Source organism: Teredinibacter turnerae T7901, from assembly GCF_000023025.1.
In the GTDB taxonomy this organism is placed as follows: Bacteria; Pseudomonadota; Gammaproteobacteria; order Pseudomonadales; family Cellvibrionaceae; genus Teredinibacter; species Teredinibacter turnerae_B.
This window is the reverse complement of record NC_012997.1, coordinates 3198554-3215267: the sequence shown is the minus strand read 5'-3', so window position 1 is coordinate 3215267 and position 16714 is coordinate 3198554. Positions and strand designations below refer to the sequence as shown.

At 45.9% G+C, this 16714-nt stretch carries 14 protein-coding genes; 11 read left to right on the top strand and 3 right to left on the bottom strand.

Translation table 11 applies throughout. The features are described 5' to 3' along the window. Positions 1-97 precede the first annotated feature (97 nt). Both TERTU_RS12710 and mobA read right to left on the bottom strand, forming a co-directional pair. Entirely contained in the window at positions 98-1003 is a 906-nt protein-coding gene (locus TERTU_RS12710; protein WP_015820645.1) for a hypothetical protein, read from the bottom strand. Then, a complete protein-coding gene (mobA, locus tag TERTU_RS12705; RefSeq protein ID WP_015819990.1) occupies positions 963-1616 on the bottom strand; it encodes a molybdenum cofactor guanylyltransferase in 654 nt (217 codons plus the stop codon). The genes TERTU_RS12710 and mobA overlap by 41 nt, the downstream gene beginning before the upstream one ends. A gap of 78 nt (positions 1617-1694) precedes the next feature. Between mobA and pdxH the strand changes: the two genes are divergently transcribed. Both pdxH and TERTU_RS12695 read left to right on the top strand, forming a co-directional pair. Further along, a complete protein-coding gene (gene pdxH / locus TERTU_RS12700; protein WP_015816835.1) occupies positions 1695-2330 on the top strand; it encodes a pyridoxamine 5'-phosphate oxidase in 636 nt (211 codons plus the stop codon). Positions 2331-2408: 78 nt separating this feature from the next. After that, positions 2409-2768: a diacylglycerol kinase gene (locus tag TERTU_RS12695; RefSeq protein ID WP_015819807.1), complete on the top strand. Its 360-nt coding sequence runs from the start codon at positions 2409-2411 to the stop codon at positions 2766-2768. Between the two features lie 445 nt (positions 2769-3213). On the opposite strand, the gene TERTU_RS12690 is transcribed toward TERTU_RS12695, so the two are convergent. Next, a complete protein-coding gene (locus TERTU_RS12690; RefSeq protein WP_015818310.1) occupies positions 3214-3681 on the bottom strand; it encodes an Lrp/AsnC family transcriptional regulator in 468 nt (155 codons plus the stop codon). Positions 3682-3752: 71 nt separating this feature from the next. Between TERTU_RS12690 and TERTU_RS12685 the strand changes: the two genes are divergently transcribed. From TERTU_RS12685 to TERTU_RS12640, 9 genes are all read left to right on the top strand, one after another. Then, positions 3753-4928 (top strand): amino acid aminotransferase, encoded by a 1176-nt coding sequence (locus TERTU_RS12685; RefSeq protein ID WP_015819313.1) that lies wholly within the window; start codon positions 3753-3755, stop codon positions 4926-4928. A 108-nt stretch (positions 4929-5036) separates the two neighbouring features. Then, on the top strand, positions 5037-6260 hold the full coding sequence (locus TERTU_RS12680) for an HD-GYP domain-containing protein (RefSeq protein ID WP_015819642.1): 1224 nt from the start codon (positions 5037-5039) through the stop codon (positions 6258-6260). 326 nt (positions 6261-6586) lie between these two features. Then, a complete protein-coding gene (gene greB, locus TERTU_RS12675; RefSeq protein ID WP_041590430.1) occupies positions 6587-7057 on the top strand; it encodes a transcription elongation factor GreB in 471 nt (156 codons plus the stop codon). 1645 nt (positions 7058-8702) lie between these two features. Beyond that, positions 8703-9542 carry an alpha/beta fold hydrolase gene (locus TERTU_RS12665; RefSeq protein ID WP_015817523.1) on the top strand — a complete coding sequence of 280 codons (840 nt, stop codon included), beginning with the start codon at positions 8703-8705 and terminating at the stop codon, positions 9540-9542. Then, complete coding sequence (locus TERTU_RS12660) at positions 9526-11088, top strand: amino acid adenylation domain-containing protein (protein ID WP_015820967.1); 1563 nt, start codon at positions 9526-9528, stop codon at positions 11086-11088. The genes TERTU_RS12665 and TERTU_RS12660 overlap by 17 nt, the downstream gene beginning before the upstream one ends. 123 nt (positions 11089-11211) lie before the next feature. Continuing rightward, positions 11212-11487: an acyl carrier protein gene (locus TERTU_RS12655; RefSeq protein ID WP_015818422.1), complete on the top strand. Its 276-nt coding sequence runs from the start codon at positions 11212-11214 to the stop codon at positions 11485-11487. A gap of 17 nt (positions 11488-11504) precedes the next feature. After that, positions 11505-12416: a chlorinating enzyme gene (locus TERTU_RS12650; RefSeq protein WP_015819475.1), complete on the top strand. Its 912-nt coding sequence runs from the start codon at positions 11505-11507 to the stop codon at positions 12414-12416. Positions 12417-12514: 98 nt separating this feature from the next. Continuing rightward, positions 12515-14989 (top strand): penicillin acylase family protein, encoded by a 2475-nt coding sequence (locus TERTU_RS12645; RefSeq protein WP_015818915.1) that lies wholly within the window; start codon positions 12515-12517, stop codon positions 14987-14989. Beyond that, on the top strand, positions 14986-16707 hold the full coding sequence (locus TERTU_RS12640; RefSeq protein WP_015820182.1) for a cyclic peptide export ABC transporter: 1722 nt from the start codon (positions 14986-14988) through the stop codon (positions 16705-16707). Before TERTU_RS12645 ends, TERTU_RS12640 begins: the two co-directional genes overlap by 4 nt. Positions 16708-16714 lie beyond the last annotated feature (7 nt).

Below are 16714 nucleotides of genomic sequence, written 5' to 3'. Positions count from 1 at the left end.
CGGCCTCTAATTCAAAATTAGACAAGGCATCCCCCGAAAAGCGCACTTTAAAAAGTGCGCTTTTTTTATCGGCGATAGAATAGTGGTGATTGATAGTCTAGCGCTCGTAGACCCAGTTTTGAGTTACGTTATCGCAAACGATAATGGTGCTGGTTAAAAACTGGCAGGCGGTAATATCTTGCGGGTAGTTCTGGTTGTAGCGTGTTCGTATGGCATTGTGGGATTTTTCTGTTTTTAGCATCTCATACATCTCTGCAAAACGTGTATTGAAGTCACCGCCAGCGTCTTCCACTGCGTCGTAGGTGGCTGCAAATCGTGTTAACGACATGGTTGAATCCCCAAGACCAATCGCCAGCATCTTCTCGATATACTGCGGGTAGATCCTGCTTAAAAAGTCCAATTGCGCCTCACCTGTGTTTCGAGCAGGGAACGACAATCGGTTTTCAGCACTGAAGACCGCTGGCGTTAACGCATCGTTCTGTAGATTGACTCGAAGCAGGTAGTAATCGTAACCGCATTGAATCTGGTTTTTCAGCAAACTGCAGCGGTCGATACCGCTGAAGCTTGGCCGCGCCGGGGGCGCGCTAGGGCGGGACGTAGGCGTAGGGGGAGACTTGTTCGTTTTTGCTTCGTTGCTGTTAGGCTCCTGTATACTGAGTTTTTTGTCCGCTGCCGTGCCAGACGGTTTGTGTTCGCGATCAGCGTTTTGCTCAGGTATCTCGACCCCGGCTTTTTTCGCGGGTTTTTTGAGTATCAGCCGCTGCATGCTGGGCGTGTTTTTACGGAAATCCCCCAGGCTGGGCAGCTTTTTTCCTGCTGGCGTTGCACGCACGTCGCAGTAGGCGGCTTCCAGATCGGTGCGCGCCAGCGCGTGGCAGTTTGCGTCTGCGAGAGTTGCAATGCTAATTGCTGTGCAGCTAGCACCTATGCTGAACGCCAGTAAATCAGCGAGCTGCCATTTTCTACAGATTTTTGTTTGCCATCGCGGCTTTTGCGTAGTCATAGTCATCTTGCGTATTAATATTAAAAAACGGCGGCAAACTTGCTGTGTTCGTGCGCGAAAACTCGACTTTTACGGCATTCTGTCCGCACAGGAATTGACTCACTTTGCGCTCCCCTGAGTCGAGGTAATGCCGCAAGTCTGCCAAACAGTCTCTATGCCAGAGTGCTGCAAGGTAATAAGGGTTGTTGTCGCACACGGCAAAGGCACATTTGGCATCCACAGATTGGTGGCGGCGAATGGAGTTCATCAGCAATTCGCTGAAATTGCGTGGGATGCAGAGGGTGTCGCCGGGAATTGTTAGTAGCCAATCCGAATCTGTGTGTTCCCGATTGAGCCAATCGAGAGCACTGACCACGCCGGCAAGCGGCCCCTGTTGAATATACTGCTCACCGCATTGCGCATCTGTCACAACTGCGATGTTCGAATGGGCCAATAGGTTGGCAACCCGTGCGGTGCTTACGAGTAAAGAGCGGGTTTGAGGTTTCAATGCTGCTATCTGAAGCTCAAGCAGACTTTTGCTGCCAATCGTAAGCAGGGGCTTGCAAACGCCGCCCATGCGTTCGCCTTTACCGCCGGCTAGAATGCAGCCAATTGGGGAACTTGCGTAAACCATGCTTCTGACGATTGCGTAATAAAGTCGATAACATTAGCATTTGTGCCCTCTCATCAACCAGTATCTACGTTCAAATACATGAATCTTGAAGACATTCGGCGTGAGTATCTGCTCGGTGGTTTAAATCGGGAAGACCTGCTACCAAACCCCATTGATCAATTCAACGTCTGGCTCGAGCAAGCGATTGCCAGCGGTGTGCCAGACCCTACGGCAATGACACTAGCTACCGTATCGAAGAGCGGTCAGCCCAGCCAGAGAATCGTGTTACTGAAACATTTGGATCAACGCGGGTTTGTGTTTTTTACCAACTACCGAAGTCACAAGGCTGAGGACATAGCGGGGAACCCCTGCGTTAGCCTGCATTTCCCGTGGCATTTCATGGAACGGCAGGTCAAGGTACAAGGCGAGGCAGTAAAAATTTCGACCGCCGAAACCCTGAAGTACTTCCTTACGCGGCCGCGGGAAAGTCAGCTTGCTGCCTGGGCGTCAGAGCAAAGTCAGCGAATAGATTCGCGCAAGGCACTGCTCAGCCAGTTTGAAGCGATGAAAGCAAAGTTTACGAAAGGCGAAATCCCGCTGCCGGATTTCTGGGGCGGGTACGTGGTGAAACCGCAGGCGATAGAGTTCTGGCAGGGGGGCGCCAGCCGTCTGCACGACCGCTTTTTGTACTGCAATGAAAATGGATCGTGGCAGATTTCACGCCTTGCGCCATGATCTTTCACCAGTCATTTGTTCGTCACAATAGTGAAATAAGCTGACGTCCGTTTCGTTTTGACTATCAGGACTACCTGCATGATTAAGAAAAACCGCGGATTCACCCGTTTGGTAAAGGCGTCTCGCTATTCCTACAAAGGTGTTGTCGCAGCCATTCGCAATGAGGCTGCCTTCCGCCAGGAGCTGGCCGCCGCGACGGTGTTGCTGCCAATCGCGTTTTGGTTGGACGTGACCAAGCTGGAAAGAATCGTGATGATTGCAACGGTTTTCGTGGTTCTGATAGTGGAGCTACTCAACAGTGGGATTGAATCAGTTGTGGATCGAGTTGGCTACGAGCACCATGAATTGGCTGGTAGAGCGAAGGATATGGGCTCAGCTGCCGTATCACTCAGCTTGCTACTCTGGTTGTTTGTGTGGGCGGGAATTCTATTTTTCTAGCGGTTGGCTTACGAGTCGAGTGCCGTACCAGCTCAGAGCCGCGGCCAACAGCTTGGATGACGACTGTTAGCTGCTGTTGCTTATTTCACTTTTCTCCTGTTTTCTGAATACTATTTCGAATACGCATAAGGCGCTCGCGTTACCTTTGGTTGAACAGTGCGCTACGCCCCCTGAACACTGAGTTCCATACAGTCTCCTGCCAATCCTGCAAGTCAATAATTTTAAAAATTTGCGCTAGAACACTTTTTAGTTATAAAGTCTGAATGCCTTCTTGAATACTGGTACTTATGTGCTAAATTAGAAGTTGTTAACGTATTTTGACTCAGATCTCCTGCGGGTATCGTTCGTTAAGTTGTCAGTTTTCAATCTGGTATTATGTGTTACTAGTCCCAGCCCACCTTATGGTGGGCTTTTTTTTGCCCGTTTATCATTCCAGTCGTAGCGGCTACAGGGGCAGACTGGTGGTGAATTTAATCTGTTTCAGTGCAAATACTGAGTTGACTGAGGCCACATTGGGCAGGTGAACCAGCGTACTTTTCAACAGCTTTTCGTAGTGGTCAACACTTGCTACCACGATTTTCAGCAGGTAGTCCTTGTCGCCTGTGATGGAGTGACATTCCACGATTTCAGCGACCGGTTGGACGGAGGATTCGAATGCGACAAGAGAGGATTCGTCGTGGCTTTTGATAGTGATGTAGGCATGGACTGCAACACCCAGGTCGAGTTTGGCAGCGTCTAACAACATAACATTGCCGCGAATATATCCCAATTCCTCCAGGCGCTTAACTCTTCGCCAGCAGGGGGTGTGGGATAGGCCCACTTTTTCTCCCAGTTCATTCATTGAGATGCTACCGTCCATCTGCAGCAAGCGCAGAATTTTGTAATCGTGGTGGTCCAGCTCGCTTGAGGCCATGGTCTGTCACCGGTTTGCAGGGTAGAATCGACGCCTTTCACTTTAACTACTTACTAGCGTCCACACAATCTATGTTTGAGAGCCTGCAGCCGCTTGCCGCGGACCCGATACTCGGCGTTATTGCACAATTTAATAACGATCCTCGTAACAACAAAATTGATTTGGGGGTGGGTGTTTATCGCGATGAACAAGGTAACACGCCCATACTTGCTGCGGTGAAGCGCGCAGAAGAGATGTTATTTGCGGAGTCCACAACTAAAGCCTATGTCGGGCCGTTGGGAAATATCCAATTTAATCAGCTTCTCGCGGGCTTACTGCTCGGAGATGCGCATCCATCAACGAGTTCACTGTCGCTGGTGCAGACGCCCGGAGGCTGCGGTGCTTTGCGCGTGGCCGCAGAGTTCATTAAGCGATCGAACCCCTCAGCGACTATTTGGGTCAGTGACCCTACCTGGGGTAACCACGTTCCATTGCTGGGGGATGCGGGAATTAATTTGCGCTCTTATCCCTACTACGATTTCGCTACGCATACGTTAAAATTTGATGAAATGATGTCTGCACTGGAAGAAGTCAAGCCTGGCGACCTCGTACTCCTGCATGCATGCTGCCACAACCCCAGCGGGACAGATCTTTCGGTGGAGCAGTGGCAAGCAGTGGTAGATCTTGCACAAAAGCGCGGCTTCGTTCCGTTTATCGACATTGCATACCAGGGCTTCGGACAAGACCTGGATAGCGACGCTTATGGTGTACGTTTAGTCTGCGAGCAATTACCCGAAGCCATCGTTGCCATTTCCTGTTCCAAAAATTTTGGCCTGTATCGTGAACGTGTGGGCGCAGTTGCAGTATTGTCACAGGCGCCTGCGGTAGCGAGTTCTCACATCGCCAGTATTGTTCGCGGAATCTACTCTATGCCGCCGGATCATGGAGCGGCGATCGTTGCCCGAATTTTAGCAGACGAAGATTTGCGGAATACTTGGGTAAATGAGCTGACCGCGATGCGTAGTCGCATTCGAGATATGCGAGTGAGTTTAGTTGGCGAGCTCCAGAAACATAGTCTTGCCCAGCGGTTTTCGCATATCGAGCGACAGCAGGGCATGTTTTCTTTTCTGGGCCTAACTCCCGAGCAAGTGGCCAAACTCGCCGATGAGCACGCGGTGTATATGGTGGAATCTAGCCGGATAAACCTGGCGGGCTTAACACCGACAAATATTCCGGTATTTGCCGACGCCCTGAGTCGCACACTCTAAAAACCTGCAAGGGCACGCCAAACAACTATACTGAATCAATGGTCGCGCGGGGAGCGACCGTGTGTTCTGAGCAGTTGAACTTGGTATGCAGTGAGTGTGTGGGGAGACATGGCAAAAACTGTCAAAGTGCATGTCAGCGACTTGCGGGTCGGGATGTTTGTTTCAAAACTGGATCGCGACTGGCTCGATACGCCATTTATTATGCAAGGCTTTCTGCTCGAACAGCGGGAAGATATCGATATTGTTTCTGAGTTTTGCGAGTACGTTTGGGTCGACGTCGACCATCGTGACTCAGGTAGCATGCATAGCTCCAATATCGGGTCAGCGACTCAGGCTCGCCAGCGTAATTTTGCCGAACCTAGTGTCTCTGTGGAGGAAGAGCATCGCAAAACCTACCAGACCTTCCGCGAAGCGCGTAGTATCACGCGTACTCTACTCGACGATATTCGTCTCGGCGGTGCACTAAATGGTGATACCGCGCGGGATGTGGTGAACGACTGTGTTCAGTCAGTTATTCGCCACCCAGATGCGTTGCTGTGGATGGCGAAAATCCGCGAAGAACGCGAATACACCGCTGAACATTGTTTGAACGTCTGTATTTTGGCAATAGCCTTTGGTCGTCAATTGGGGATGGACGAAGCGGATCTGCACAATTTGGGGTTTTGCGGTTTATTACACGATGTTGGCAAGGTGCGCGTGCCGCGCGAAGTGGTAGACAAGCCCGCTAGGCTAACCACTAAAGAAATGCGCATGATGATGGCCCACACGGTACATGGCCGCAACCTGTTGATATCAGGTAAAAATATCTACTCCGGGGCAATCGACGTGGCCTACAGCCACCATGAGCGAATAGATGGTGAAGGCTACCCGCGCAAATTACCCGGTAAAGGTATATCGCGGTTTTCGCGAATTATTTCTCTTGTCGATGCCTACGATGCAATGACCGCCGACCGCTGCTACGCGCCAGCAAAAACCTCTACCGAAGCCTTAAAAATTATTTACAACGAGCGCGGTAAGCAATTCGACGAAGAACTCGCGGTTAAATTTATCGAAACCATCGGCCTATACCCGGCAGGTAGCTTAGTGGAGCTCTATTCCGGCGAAGTCGGAATTGTGATTGAGTCCAACACCCGTTTCCGCCACCTGCCACGCGTCATTCTCTTGCTGGATAGCGAAAAGCAACCACTGCAAAAAGAGCTGGTAAAAGATCTGGTGAATATTGAAAAGGGCGAGTTGCCACGCAAGTATTTAATAAAACAAGTTTGGCGGGACGGTAGCTTTGATATTCGATTGCGGGATTATCAGAAAAAAGGATTGATTCTGAAGCGTTAAGTAGATTCGTTTTGTAAAAATCAAATATTCCTCCGGTTTTCGCATGTTAAAAACCGAGTGACCATGCTTTTTGTGGTGTGCATGGGGAGCTGGTACACTGCTTTGCTTTGGCGCGGAGCCACATACAGGGGAATTGATTTTCCTTTGGTGTAGCGTGATACTTTACTGAAAATGTTGTTTTGTAGTGATAAGTTGCTGCTTGTTGGTGTCGCGCTACAACTAAAAATAATCCGGATATATTCTGGGCGCTAAAGTTTAGGTGTTAAATTTATTTCGCATTGTTGGCAATTTTTACTTTTTTTATTTTCAACGCTACCCAATTTTATATGAGTACACCACTAATCACCGAGGAAGGTCTGACTAAGCTTAAATCCGAGCTGGACTATCTATGGCGAACCGAGCGGCCCGAAGTTACAAAGAAAGTTACGTGGGCAGCGAGCTTGGGCGATCGAAGTGAGAATGCTGATTATCAGTATAATAAAAAAAGATTGCGGGAGATAGATCGCAGAGTTCGATACCTTCGTAAACGAATAGACTCGCTGAAAGTAGTGCGTTATGCAAAAGAACAAGAAGGTAGTGTGTATTTTGGTAGTTGGGTAAAAATTGAAAACGAGGCCGGCGAAAATAAAGAGCTTCGCATTGTGGGGTACGATGAAATTTTTGGTGAAAAAAACTATATATCTATTGACTCGCCAATGGCAAAGGCATTGCTTCGTAAAAAAGTGGGGGACGAAGCTATTGTCAAGACCGAGGTGGGTGAATTTTGTTGGGAAATAATGGAGATCTCTTATCGATGAAATGTGGGATTTCGCTAGCAGCTATTTTGATTTTGAAATTGGGGGTATTGATGTGCCTTCATGTGGGCCATGGTAGTGTTCAATATTAATAATTGATTATAGGTATCAAATACTTCTATATATTTAACAAGCAAAACAGCGCCTAACTTTAAGGGTGTTGCCAACATTTAGCGTGACCCTAGGATACGCTAAGCATCTCACAGGCAATGCCGCGCGCTCACTTTCCCCGTGTAAACATTGTGAAAAATCTTCTTATCCGAATCCTTATTTCGCTTGATGTTTAAGTCTAAGCATATTGTGTCAGTAGCGTAAACTTATCCTCCGATTTTAATTGCCCCTTCTAACTGTTATTCATCCCGTTCCCGTTGTTCGCTAAAGTGATCTGATAAAGCTTGGTGACATGACCCGTTTCGCTTGAAAGCCGGTCGTTACGTCTTTGAGCTAAATATCATGGTGTTGTAACGTCGTTGCCTTAGGGCGTGCTCGATGATCTGTGCGTACTTTGAAAACTGAATAACACATATTTTCTCAGTTTTTACGTGATGGATAAATCGTGCAGATTCCTTGAGGTCATGAGGTTTGAGTTACGTTTTACTGCTTTTTGGGATGTCCTTGTAACATTTAACTGTGGCGCCCTTGGTATATAGAAATGCGCATACTGAAACCAGACCCAAGAGATAGGATCTCCTGGAGCGAGTGGGCGGCAAGTTATTTTAGTGGAGCCTTAGAGAAGCAAGTCAAAAGAAAATCGGTATTTAAGATGTGTTTGAGAACGCACAAGCGAAAATTGATATTAGGGAATGAGCTTATAGCTCTTGTCGTTTAGCAATATCAGTGAGATTCGTTATGTCTGAATGGTTCTGCCGATTTGGTGCCGTGGTTGATGGCTAACATGTAGTGTGGCACCTATTACATATAGTGCTTATGAGACTAACGTAGATATACTTGCCATCTCAATGGTTTCTGACGACAGTATTGTTCTACTTAAGCGCTGATCTGTTAATTGATGAATTCTAAGGGTACAGCTTGGAAGGTTTTTCAGGACGATAATTTATTTCTGTATCCAGTAAGAAAATAATAGTGTTCTAGCGTGTGCGGTCGATTGCTTTGCTTAAAAATAATTCATCTGAAAAATAGATGATGTATGTGTCATGATGAAAATGGAATTGGGTGTTTGTTATCACTTTGGATATTTTATAAGTGTGTGGTGCTTCGCAAATTGGAGTAGCCTAAAAAAGAAGATATAAAAGTTCCTTTATAAATAAAGGAATAATCTGTATGAATGGGTGCCAAAATTTTATTTGATATAGATTTATACAAATTAACATGTATAGAATGGCGACAAATAATAATCGTATAGAAAATTTAAGTGCTCGAGCGAGGTTGAGGTGTGGTGGCGCTTGATTGGTCGGGCGTCCTTTCTCGAAGCTCGGTCGAAGATCCAAAAACGCAATATTTTTTAAAAAATAATCTAATAGGTTGTAAGGCATACCAAATGCGGCGACGTTTCAAAATTAAAAAATAGCTGGTCCTCAAAGAATTAGACGTTGGTATATAAATCTATAAGTATATAAATATAAAAAAATTCATTTCCCAAAATTAAATCAAATTTAATTTTTCCATATATTTAAATGGGGTGGCGTCTATGCGCGTAAATAAAGTCAACACCGACAGCGGGGTTGAACTCCATTTCTCGGTAGAAAAGTGTGGCATCGAACGTCCGTGGTTGGTTTTTGTATTGCCGTTCGGGCTTGAGGTTTCTTCGGCAGCCGCATTTTTTACGGCATTTCAAGGTCAATTTAATGTGTTGACCTGGCAGTGCAGGTTAATTCTAAGCGATGAAGAGCTTAAGCAAGGTCAAGATTCCTTTTCCATATCACAGCATGTCAATGATCTTAATGTACTGCTTAATGATCAGGGTGTAGAGCGTGTCATTTTGGTTGGCTATTGCTCGGGTGCTGGCGTCTCGCTGGCGTATGCTGCCGCACATAAAGATATGATATCCCAGTTGGTGCTAATAAATGGCGACTATGTGATTCTGGATGAGGCGGATTGTGTAACTCAGCATGGCAAAGATGTTGATAGTCTTTTTCCCTTGGCTGCTATGGATCAAAAAAAGTCTGCGTTTGTTTTGGACCGTATAAATCAGAGCGATGACGACGGGGAGCGTGCCAGGCTTGGCTTGAACAAGCCATTCAGTTCGCCACTGTATTTTCAGCGATACGCGATGAATTATTTGTCCTATAGAGAGGCCAATTTTAAAGAATTAGCTAAGTCGATAGAGCACCCCGTGCTAGTGATAGCAAGTGGCATGGATAAGCAGGCTAACGTAACGAGCTCTAAACGAATTGTTGAATGTCTGCAAAATGCAGAGTTCTACCTGGATGCAAATGCAGATCACTACGAGCCTTTGCGGGAGGGGTCTCATATACTCGCCTACCTTTACGATTATTTATCGAGGATTAACTATGACGGTATCGGCTAACTCAGGCGTAAGCCGCCGTTACAAAACGATCATCGAAGCATTCGAAGAGGCAGTCTTAAGGCACCCGGAAAAAATAGCCGTTCGTAAGCAGGATGAAATCTTAAGTTACCTTCAGTTGCACCAAAAATCCAATTCGGTGGCCAGTGCACTAATATCATCGGGAGTTCAACCCGATGACGTCGTCGCCTTGTATCTATCGCGATCTATCGACTTGATCATTGCCATGTTAGGAATATTGAAAGCCGGAGCAGCTTATTTGCCGTTGGATAAATCTGACCCACCTACGCGCATAAGCAGTATTTTGAATGCGGCGCGCGTTTCTGTCGGGATAGGCGATAGTGGGGGGCCAGACGAGGTGCAGATAGTAGAGCAATGGGTTTCAGTGCGCGAGTTGGTTGAGCTCGGAAACGAAGTCCCCAATGCTATCTTTACCAGTGCTACACCAGATAATAAATGCTACGTAATGTTTACCTCTGGCTCGACAGGAGCGCCAAAGGGTGTCGTTATACCCCACCGCGCCGTAACGCGATTGGTTTGCAATTCAAATTATATTGATATTGGTGCCGACGATGTGTTGGTGCTCTTCTCTCCAATTACTTTTGATGCCTCGACATTTGAGATATGGGGGGCACTACTGAACGGAGCAGAGCTCGTTCTCTATTCTGCTGACGTATTCAATCCCAAACTTTTTCATCGTGAAATTGATAAATATGGCGTGACGATACTCTGGTTGACGGCCGCACTCTTTCATATGGTTGCTACGCGCTATATAAAACTTTTTGGGGGTTTGCGAGTGTTGCTCGCTGGTGGCGATGTACTTTACCCACATGTAATTAATGCAGTGTTTGATAGTTACCCTGATTTAATCATTATCAACGGTTACGGTCCCACCGAGAATACGACATTCACTTGTTGTCACGCTATGACGACCAAGAATAGGCCGGCGGAAAGTGTGCCAATTGGAAAACCGATATCAGGTACTGAGGTATTTATTCTGGATTCAGAGGGCAACGATATTTTTAGCGGCGATACTGGAGAGCTGCACGTTGCGGGGGCCGGTGTGGGGTTGGGCTATATTAGCTGCAATGCCACCGCTAATATGGATGATAGTGAAAACCCGTTTTATGTCGATGAGGACAAGGCATCTGGGCTTCTCTATAGAACGGGTGATCTGGTTTACAGGTCTGAAAATGGTGATATTTTTTTTGAGGGAAGACGCGATTTCCAGGTAAAAGTTCGTGGCTACCGTATTTCGCTAGAAGAAGTGCGACTTGCGATAGTTAAAATAGAGAATGTTGACGACGCTATTGTGTTAGTTGACAAGCTAGAGAATGGCGATCAGCAGCTGGTCGCATACCTACTTAAAAATAGTGTCAGCAATTTATCCTCTGATTCAATAAAGAAAATACTAGCTGAAAGTCTACCGAAATATATGGTTCCAGATCTTGTATGTTTAAGGGAGGATCTTCCTATTAACAAGAATGGGAAAATAGACCGAAAAAATGTTATTGAATTACATAAACGGGGTGTGCCAGAAACTGCTTGAGCGATCGTAGTGTATATGGCATGTCTGCCAAGCTATGAAAATAGCTGTTTACAGAAAAATAAAGGAATGCTGTGTCGTAAATTAATCAATGGCTGTAGTTTTTTCAACGTGAGGAAAATGAGAATGAATAGCGATGAAATTCGTAAGGTGATCGTTTCCGTTTTGGATACAAAACCTATCTTAAAAGGTGTCTCTCCGGAAGCTGATTTTTTTGATCTAGGAGCATCTTCTTTGACTGTAGTCGATCTGCAGCTTCAGGTAGAGGAGGTGTTATCTATTGAAGTTGATACAGCGCTTCTAATGGCAACCCCAACATTGAATGGGTGGGTGAAAATCTACATAGAGTCGACCCCAGCCGGAGCAGAAAGTAACGATGAAGCTGCAACAGCTACTGCTTAACAAAAATTGAGGATATTATGAAAAAGTTTAGTTTAACCGCAGAAGAGCTGGAATCATTCCGAAAGAATGGGTACGCAGGTCCCTTTGATTTGTACGAGGAAGCTGAAATTATAGAAAAATACAAGGCGATCCGTCCGAAGCTGTTTGATCGCTCTCATGCGGCGTATGATTTGGATAATAAAAGCGTAATTTCTGGGTATGATCGCCATCTGGATATCAATGAGCTGAGTGAGCATATTAGTCGGCGAGAAATTGTAGATCGATTAGAAGGTATTCTTGGCCCGGATATTATCTGTTGGCGTTCCGAAATGTTCCCTAAATATCCTGGAGATGAAGGTACAGACTGGCATCAAGCGGACACCTTTGCGCATGCATCTGGTAAAAAACAGATTGTCTGGCCGACGAATACAGATTTTGGTGGAGCAATAACCGTTTGGACGGCACTGACCGAGGCGAGTGAAGAGAACGGTTGTCTCCGATTTATACCTGGTACGCATGAAGAAATGTTTTATGACGAAAGTAAAGGTATGAAATATGCGCCAGAAGAGGTAAACAAACTCGATAAAGACGGCGTTAAGCGCGGATTTTTTGGGTATGACTACCGGAACCTGCAAAAGGACCCAAGTTTTAAACCGGACGAATCGAAGGCCGTTTCTATAGAAATGCGGGCCGGTCAGTTCATTATATTTTGGTCTACTTTGATGCACTCTTCGCTACCAAATACGACACAGAATAGAACGCGCCTGGGCTATGCATCTCGGTACGTTCCCGCTAGTGTCAGCGTATATCCTGATGTTAGCAGCTTCGAGGAATATGGCAGCGAGATATCACTGGATCGTTTTGGCGTTGTAGTCGTATCGGGTAATGATCCTTCAAAGCACAACCGGGTCGTACGCGAAAACCTTCGGGGTTACGCATTCGCAAGCTAAGGGTTGTCACCGCATTGGGTTAGAAGTTTTCTTACAAAGCGGGATAATGGATTGTTGTACGGTCCATTATCTCGTTAGCAAATATTTTTGGATGGGTCATGAATGCGATAAAAGTAGTCTACAAAAAACACCCTATCCTTATTCTTTTTATTGCTTTTATTGTACTTCCTTTAGTTTGCACACTTACTATATTTTGGTCTCTAGCGCTGGAGACCTTACCGGGGGATGACTATGCCTTTCTGTCGCCCAAGGTTAAAGCGGATGTTTCTATTTCCAGAGATAGGCACGGTGTTGCTTATATAGATGCTATATGGGATGAGGATGCTTTTTTTGGCGTTGGGTATGTGCATGCCCAGGATCGTCTTTGGCAGCTTGAGCTGATTCGGCGTATGAGCCGGGGAGAGCTTAGCGAAGTGCTGGGCAAGAGTACACTTGGGTTAGACCTTTTCGTACGCACGCTAGGCTTGTCTCAAGCTGCGGATAGTGCGTGGCAGTCTTTAAATGAAGATTCTAAAAAAGCTTTAATCAAGTACACAGAAGGAATTAATGCGTGGCAGGAGCAAGTAACGCATTTGCCGATAGAATTCCGCTTGTTAGGTATGAAGCCAACGCCATGGCAGCCGAAAGATGCCCTTTGCTGGATGAAAATGTTTGGCCTGGGCCTCGCTGGCAATTTTCAAAAAGACATCAGGCGCTTTGCGGTGACTCAATCGCTGGATATCGCTAAGGCCAATAACCTCCTTGATATCGAATCGCCAATAAAAAGGCTTGTCACACACTCATCTATGGATTTTGGTTTGACTGAACTGCTGATAGGGATGCAGGAACTTAACTCCATTTCCGAAAAATGGCAACTAAGTGGAAAAAATCTAGGGAGTAACGCCTGGGTGATTGGCCCAGAGCTAACAGCTGACGCGCATGCGGTGTTGGCCAATGATCCACACCTAAGTACTCAGATCCCTTCCCAATGGTACGCCTTACAAATTCATACGAGGCGCTTAAACGTGCAAGGGATGAGTTTAGTCGGTCTTCCTTTTGTTATGCTGGGCAGCAATACAAATATCGCATGGGGCGCCACGAACATGATGGCGGATACCATGGATCTATACTTTGAACGCACATCCTATGATGCTGGCGAGAAATACCTTTCGAGTGAAGGATGGAAACCATTCCATGAACGTGAAGAGATTATATCGGTACGAGCTGATTTCCCGCATTTTTTAAGAACACCCCTTAAGCCTGTTAAGCTCAAGGTGCGAGAAACCGAGCGCGGCCCACTAATTTCTGATTTGTTTCATGCGTTTTCTATGCCGGTATCGCTTAGCTGGACGGGGCTTCAAAAAGGGGATACCTCCTTTGAGGCTTTTTTGGCATTACAGTATGCAGAGAACTGGAAGCAATTTTCCAACGCGATGAAATTACATGTCTCGCCTGCAATGAATATGCTTTACATTGATAGCAATCAAAATATCGGCTATCGAGCTATTGGAGCCGTGCCACTCAGACGTGCAGAGGTGGGGATGTTTCCAACAGAAGGTTGGTTAGCCACCAACGCATGGAATGGGTATATACCCTTTGACGAAATGCCGAGTGCTTATAACCCAGAGTCATCAATTATTGTTTCTGCCAACAACAAAATTGTAGATGATGATTTTCCCTATTATATCTCCAATGACTGGGCGCCACGGTTCAGGGCTCAAAGAATAGAAACACTTATAAATAATAGCCTGGATACTAAAGGTAAGATCGACCGTAGTGATATCAAGCAACTGCAGTTGGATACCAGAGATGAATCAGCGCGTGCATTGAAGGGGCTCTTAGAACACGTCACGTTTGCTGATGATGATATGCAAAAAATGGCAGATTACATCGTTGCCTGGGACCAAGTCGCGGATATCGAAAGTGTCGGGGCAACTGCTTATTACACCTGGGTGCGGCATTTAAAAAGTCGGCTATTAATCGATGACTTTAAGAGCTATTGGAACGAGAGAGAGCTAAGGCAACAGCAACGAGAATTTTTGCAGGAGCTGGAAACCGCTGAGCTCGTACGTCTGATGGAAGACGAATCGCTGGATTGGTGTGACGACCAGAGCACCGTGACTGTCGAGGCGTGCGCCGAAACGGTTGAAAGCGCTCTTAGGGATGCTTATGTCGAGTTAAAAGGGCTGCTAGGCGGTGATGTTGAAAATTGGGCATGGGGGAATGCTCATACAGTTGAATTTGAGCATATGCCATTCAGTAGCGTAAAGGGTTTGGATTTATTGTTTTCCCGAAAGGCTGTACGTGGCGGGGCTCCCGATGCTGTTAACGTGTCTGGTTTTAAATTTTTTACGGACCAAGGCTATAGGCAGAAAGTCGGTGCAACTTTTAGGCAGATTGTCAGTTTTGGAAACAACGGCGGGGAGCAGGAGTACGTGATCGCTACGGGACAATCTGGGAACGTTTTTAGCGAGCATTATGACGATATGCTTTCATCGATGGCTAAAGGTCAATTTTACGTTTTTCATAATAAATACGTTGGTGCGTGTGAACTACGATGTGTTCGCATCTTGGCGGGAAATAATAATCTATGAAAATATTCAAAACGCTGACCGCCGAGGCGCCGGAAAAGGTGTTTGTCTCTCTGCTGCTTGGTGTGTTTTCAGGGATAGGCTACGCGTTTTTAATACCACTTATTCTAGTCAGTTTTAATGGGGATTCTGCTTTTGAGGTAATCGCTCCAGCGGAAGGTGGCTCGAGTATACTCGAAATCAAAAATGCCAAGTTTGCTTTGGCATTTTTCAGTTCGTGTCTGCTGATCATTTGTTCCAGAACCATTTCTCAGTTGATACTCACGCGAGTTGCAATTGATGCTACGGTGGCGCTCCGGACCAAATATTACGAATCAATTCTTTACGCTCCACTTGAGTGTTTGGAAAGGGTTGGTGAGTCAAGACTTATCGCATCAATTACTAACGATATTCGTTCGGTGATTCAGGGGGCGCAGCTGATGCCGGACTTGTTGATAAGTCTGGTAACAATCACTGGTATGATGGGTTTTTTAGCGTATCTGAATATCGATATCTTTAGATTTATTTGCTGGGCGATATTTTTTGGAGTGATCAGTTTTCAGATTCCAATGATCCTCGCGGGAAAACTAGTAAAGAAGTCGAGAGAGAAGGTTGATGATCTTCATGAGTCCATCAATGGCGTTATTAAAGGAGTGAAAGAGCTAAAGCTTTCGTCTGATAAACGACATTACTTTTTTAAAAGCAACCTTTTGGAATCGGAGTCGCAGCTAAAGAAATCCAGCAAATCTGCATTGTCTGTTATGCGCGCGGCTATTAATTACGGCGATATGATGAGCTTTTTTGTGGTCGGATATATTGCGTTCCTTTTTGCCAGCTTCAACCTAGTTAGTGATGGCGAATTATTTGGCGCAATAATGGTGTTGCTGTATATAACTGGTCCGATTAGTGTGATTATGAATGCATTGCCGCAAATAGTCACATCAAACATTTCTCTGGATAAAGTTGAAAAAATATTTGGCGATATGCCCAAAGAAACTGTTTTACAGCATAATTTCAGCTTTTCTGAGTTCAAAAGCATTCATTTTAAGGATGTACGTTACTGTTATGAAGATCTGTCAGGGGGCGGTGCATTTGAGGTAGGGCCCTTAAGCTTTTCCATTAAAGCGGGTGAGGTGATCTTTATAGTGGGCGGCAATGGATCGGGTAAGTCAACGCTCGCGAAAATGATAACTGCGCATTACAGGCCATCTGCGGGTGTAATAAATGTTGGTTTGCAGGCTGTGGACGATAAGACCATTGTTGGGTATCGCAACAATATCGCTGCAATTTACACGGATTACCACCTGTTTGAAAATATACTTGGTGACACGAGCGAATCGTTTGATGCGTTTGTTCGTGAATTGTTGGTGCGGCTAAAATTAGGTCATGCGGTGAGTTACCAGAGAGGACGTTTCTCTACGTTGAAATTGTCGGACGGACAAAGGAAAAGACTTGCACTTATATGCGCTTTGCTTGAGAACAAGCAACTCTATCTATTCGACGAGTGGGCTGCCGACCAGGACCCGGAATTTAAGCAAGTCTTTTATCATGAGATCTTGCCTCACCTTCGCTCACAAGGAAAAATTGTAGTAGTCATTAGTCATGATGAAAGATATTTTTCGTCAGCAGATAGAGTAATCGAGCTGGAGGATGGAAAAATATCGAAAGTAACAGTGATGTCTATCGATGCGCCAGGTAGGTCAAGGCCTAACGAGAGTGTTGCAGACGCAAATATATTATAAGAACCAA